We start from the raw sequence: 5,605 nt of genomic DNA, 5'->3' as shown, positions 1-5,605 counted from the left end.
GGTATAAAAAAAGCCCCTTACATTTCTGTAAAGGGCTTTCGAAAAAGGCGGCTACCTACTCTCCCACTTGGTATAGCAGTACCATCGGCGCAAACGGTCTTAACTTCCCTGTTCGGAATGGTAAGGGGTGGGCCCCGTCGCCATGGCCACCTAAGTTTTGGATCGGGAATTCCCGACCGCGGCCTTCGCCGCAATATCGTTGACATGAATGGAACAGGATCCTATAAAGGAAAGAAGCACTTATAATATGAAGTATGTTTCGGTACAAAAAGAAAGAGGTTAAAGATCGTCGTCCGCCCCGTTCCTAAGAACGGGACGAGCGTATGCGCAAGCCTGACGGGCAATTAGTACTACTCGGCTGCGGACATTACTGCCCTTCTACCTATAGCCTATCGACGTGGTCATCTCCCACGGCCCTTTAAAGAAATCTCATCTTGTGGCTGGTTTCGCGCTTATATGCTTTCAGCGCTTATCCAATCCCGACATAGCTACCCAGCGATGCTCCTGGCGGAACAACTGGTGCACCAGCGGTCGGTCCAACTCGGTCCTCTCGTACTAGAGTCAGATCCACTCAAATTTCTAACGCCCGCAGTAGATAGAGACCGAACTGTCTCACGACGTTCTGAACCCAGCTCGCGTGCCACTTTAATGGGCGAACAGCCCAACCCTTGGGACCTTCTCCAGCCCCAGGATGTGACGAGCCGACATCGAGGTGCCAAACCCCCCCGTCGATATGAGCTCTTGGGGGAGATCAGCCTGTTATCCCCGGCGTACCTTTTATCCTTTGAGCGATGGCCCTTCCATGCGGAACCACCGGATCACTATGCTCTTGTTTCCAACCTGATCGACCTGTATGTCTCTCAGTCAAGCGCCCTTGTGCCATTGCACTCTACACACGATTGCCAACCGTATTGAGGGCACCTTTAGAAGCCTCCGTTACTCTTTTGGAGGCGACCACCCCAGTCAAACTACCCACCACGCACTGTTCTCTCTACGAGAGTTAGGCCCCGGACAAGCAAAGGCTGGTATTTCAACAATGACTCCACCACACCTGGCGATGCAGCTTCAAAGTCTCCCAGCTATCCTACACATTGCTTGACCAAGGTCAATACGAAGCTATAGTAAAGGTGCACGGGGTCTTTTCGTCCCACTGCGGGTAACCGGCATCTTCACCGATACTACAATTTCACCGAGCTCATGGCCGAGACAGTGTCCAGATCGTTGCACCATTCGTGCAGGTCGGAACTTACCCGACAAGGAATTTCGCTACCTTAGGACCGTTATAGTTACGGCCGCCGTTTACTGGGGCTTCAATTCAATGCTTCTCCCCGAAGGAATGACATCTCCTCTTAACCTTCCAGCACCGGGCAGGTGTCAGGCCCTATACTTCATCTTTCGATTTTGCAGAGCCCTGTGTTTTTGATAAACAGTCGCCTGGACCTCTTCACTGCGGCCCCCCATAAGGGGGCGACCCTTCTCCCGAAGTTACGGGTCTATTTTGCCTAGTTCCTTAGCCATGAATCTCTCGAGCGCCTTAGAATACTCATCCCAACCACCTGTGTCGGTTTACGGTACGGGCTGCTTCACTCGCTTTTCTTGGAAGTCGATATGCTGGATTATCACCTTGACCGTAGTCTCGGTGTACTATCGGGGTATTGCTACTCCCTTCAACGTACAATTCCGTCTGTACGCACCAACTTCTCGCCTCCGTCACTTTTAGCGTGAGCAGGTACAGAAATATTAATCTGTTGTCCATCCACTATCCCCTTCGGGTTCGCGTTAGGTCCCGACTGACCCCCAGCTGATTAGCATAGCTGGGGAAACCTTGGTCTTTCGGCGTGCGGGTTTCTCGCCCGCATTATCGTTACTTATGCCTACATTTTCGTTTGTAACCGCTCCAGCATCCCTCGCAGGTACACCTTCGACGCAGTTACAATGCTCCCCTACCCCTCATATTAATATGAAGTCACGGCTTCGGTGATATACTTATGCCCGATTATTATCCATGCGGAACCGCTCGACCAGTGAGCTGTTACGCACTCTTTAAATGAATGGCTGCTTCCAAGCCAACATCCTGGCTGTCAATGCAGTTCCACCGCGTTATATCAACTTAGTATATACTTTGGGACCTTAGCCGGTGATCTGGGTTCTTTCCCTCTCGGACATGGACCTTAGCACCCATGCCCTCACTGCGCAGAAACATTTTATAGCATTCGGAGTTTGTCAGGAATTGGTAGGCGGTGAAGCCCCCGCATCCAATCAGTAGCTCTACCTCTATAAAACTATCTACACGCTGCACCTAAATGCATTTCGGGGAGTACGAGCTATTTCCGAGCTTGATTGGCCTTTCACCCCTACCCACAGGTCATCCCAAGACTTTTCAACGTCAACGGGTTCGGTCCTCCACTATGTGTTACCACAGCTTCAACCTGCCCATGGGTAGATCGCACGGTTTCGCGTCTACTACTACTGACTATGGCGCCCTATTAAGACTCGCTTTCGCTACGGCTCCGTTCCTGAAGAACTTAACCTTGCCAGTAAAAGTAACTCGTAGGCTCATTATGCAAAAGGCACGCCGTCACCCATATGGGCTCCGACCGCTTGTAAGCGTATGGTTTCAGGATCTATTTCACTCCGTTATTCACGGTTCTTTTCACCTTTCCCTCACGGTACTGGTTCACTATCGGTCTCTCAGGAGTATTTAGTCTTGGCGGATGGTCCCGCCGGATTCATACAGGGTTTCACGTGCCCCGCACTACTCAGGATACCACTATCTAAATGCTCTTTGCCTATACGGGACTATCACCCTCTATGGTCGCTATTTCCAAAGCGTTCTAGTTCATCACATCTCGAATATCGTGGTCCTACAACCCCGCACATGCCGGAACATGTACGGTTTGGACTAATCCGATTTCGCTCGCCGCTACTATCGGAATCACTTTTGTTTTCTCCTCCTCCGGGTACTTAGATGTTTCAGTTCCCCGGGTTTGCTTGCATTACTGCATGACATATCTTCAATATGCCGGGTTGCCCCATTCGGATATCTACGGATCATATCGTGTGTGCCGATCCCCGTAGCTTTTCGCAGCTTATCACGTCCTTCTTCGCCTCTGAGAGCCTAGGCATTCCCCATACGCCCTTTTCCAGCTTGTCGCCAGATCTTTAATCTATTCTATCTTATTCGTACTCTTTACTTAATAAAGATTCGTGTTTCTTTCTTTTTTAGTCGATAATACACCTAAATGTATTACCTCCTGTTCCAATATGTCAATGAACTTTGTCGTGAGCCACGACAGGCAATTAAATACCTATCTTTCTCATCCGCGATACTTAGAGATAAAATAAATTATCCCTGGGCATCGCCCAGTGGAGAATATCGGAGTCGAACCGATGACCTCCTGCGTGCAAGGCAGGCGCTCTAGCCAGCTGAGCTAATCCCCCGTTTTCAGTTGCCGGAGATCAGTATTCAGTATTCAGTTTTTATGCTGTTGTACTGCGTACCGCATACTGCGTACTGTAAACTGGCCTTAACCAACTTCTAAAATTTCCTTCAATCTTCAATGAACGTGGCGCTTAATCAAAAACGGCCCTTTTTTGTTTGTAGTCCCAGGCAGACTCGAACTGCCGACCTCTACATTATCAGTGTAGCGCTCTAACCAGCTGAGCTATGGGACTGTCCCTACTCTTTCCTCTCGGCAATAAATACCTCGCAAAAAAAAGCAATTACTTATATATCATAATTATGGAGATTTTTCTATTTGAACATTTACTAAAGAAATTATTATTAAATCAAAAGACCGGGACCGTGGTTCCAATTCTTTTCTTCGTCAGGGACCGTCCCTTAAAAGGACAATCTCTAGAAAGGAGGTGTTCCAGCCGCACCTTCCGGTACGGCTACCTTGTTACGACTTAGCCCTAGTTACCGATCTTGCCCTAGGCCGCTCCTTACGGTGACGGACTTCAGGCACTCCCGGCTTCCATGGCTTGACGGGCGGTGTGTACAAGGCCCGGGAACGTATTCACCGGATCATGGCTGATATCCGATTACTAGCGATTCCAGCTTCACGGGGTCGAGTTGCAGACCCCGATCCGAACTGTGACAGGTTTTATAGATTCGCTCTGCCTTGCGACATGGCTGCTCTCTGTACCTGCCATTGTAGCACGTGTGTGGCCCAGGACGTAAGGGCCGTGATGATTTGACGTCATCCCCACCTTCCTCACGGTTTGCACCGGCAGTCCCGTTAGAGTCCCCATCATGACATGCTGGCAACTAACGGTAGGGGTTGCGCTCGTTATAGGACTTAACCTGACACCTCACGGCACGAGCTGACGACAACCATGCAGCACCTTGCAAATTGCCCGAAGGAAAATCTATCTCTAGACCTGTCAATATGCATTTAAGCCCTGGTAAGGTTCCTCGCGTATCATCGAATTAAACCACATGCTCCACCGCTTGTGCGGGCCCCCGTCAATTCCTTTGAGTTTCATTCTTGCGAACGTACTCCCCAGGTGGGATACTTATCACTTTCGCTTGGCCGCCCAAGACTCAAGGCCTCGGACAGCTAGTATCCATCGTTTACGGCGTGGACTACCAGGGTATCTAATCCTGTTCGCTCCCCACGCTTTCGTCCATCAGCGTCAGTATATAGTTAGTCACCTGCCTTCGCAATCGGTGTTCTATGTAATATCTATGCATTTCACCGCTACACTACATATTCCGGCAACTTCACTATAACTCAAGACCAACAGTATCAAAGGCAATTTTACAGTTGAGCTGCAAACTTTCACCCCTGACTTATCGGCCCGCCTACGGACCCTTTAAACCCAATAATTCCGGATAACGCTCGGACCCTCCGTATTACCGCGGCTGCTGGCACGGAGTTAGCCGGTCCTTATTCTTACGGTACCGTCAGTAAGCTACACGTAGCTCTTTTTCTTCCCGTATAAAAGCAGTTTACTACCCATAGGGCATTCTTCCTGCACGCGGCATGGCTGGATCAGAGTCTCCTCCATTGTCCAATATTCCTCACTGCTGCCTCCCGTAGGAGTCTGGTCCGTGTCTCAGTACCAGTGTGGGGGATCCCCCTCTCAGGGCCCCTACCCATCGTAGCCTTGGTAAGCCGTTACCTTACCAACCAGCTAATGGGACGCATGGCCATCTTGTACCGCCCGAAGGCTTTAACTATTAAACGATGCCGAATAATAGTACTACGGGGCATTAATCCAAGTTTCCCTGGGCTATTCCCCTGTACAAGGTAGGTTCCATACGCGGTGCGCACCCGTGCGCCGGTCGTCGGCGGAGCAAGCTCCCCGTTACCCCTCGACTTGCATGTGTTAGGCCTGCCGCTAGCGTTCATCCTGAGCCAGGATCAAACTCTTCATCGTTGTTTTGTAAATATTCGTCCCAACGAAGTCAAAATCTCTCCCGGCCCCGACTCTCGATTCAATTCCTTATATATGTCTTGCGACACACTAAATTGTATGTTTCCTTAATTCTTGTTCCTCTCGAACAGGTCCTCACCTATTCTCGATTCTTATCTCCACAATATTTCAATGAACTTCTATCCACTCGACCTGAAATCCCTCGATTCCCCGGCCTCGTTTC

The 5,605-nt window shown here is 49.9% G+C and carries 2 tRNA genes and 3 rRNA genes; all 5 read right to left on the bottom strand.

From position 1 onward, the window contains the following. Nucleotides 1–42: 42 nt before the first annotated feature. Nucleotides 43–154, bottom strand: a 5S ribosomal RNA gene (gene rrf, locus DFQ03_RS00825). Nucleotides 155–323: 169 nt separating this feature from the next. Beyond that, nucleotides 324–3,155, bottom strand: a 23S ribosomal RNA gene (locus DFQ03_RS00820). A gap of 212 nt (nucleotides 3,156–3,367) precedes the next feature. Next, nucleotides 3,368–3,441, bottom strand: a tRNA-Ala gene (locus tag DFQ03_RS00815). 160 nt (nucleotides 3,442–3,601) lie between these two features. Next, nucleotides 3,602–3,675 (bottom strand) — tRNA-Ile (locus DFQ03_RS00810). A 185-nt stretch (nucleotides 3,676–3,860) separates the two neighbouring features. After that, a 16S ribosomal RNA gene (locus DFQ03_RS00805) occupies nucleotides 3,861–5,385 on the bottom strand. The 16S, 23S and 5S rRNA genes sit together here with 2 tRNA genes alongside, the layout of an rRNA operon. Nucleotides 5,386–5,605: the final 220 nt, after the last annotated feature.

Source organism: Maribacter caenipelagi (assembly GCF_004364175.1).
Classification (GTDB): Bacteria; Bacteroidota; Bacteroidia; order Flavobacteriales; family Flavobacteriaceae; genus Maribacter; species Maribacter caenipelagi.
The sequence above is the reverse complement of the archived record's forward strand: the minus strand, read 5'-3'. Positions and strand labels throughout refer to the sequence as shown.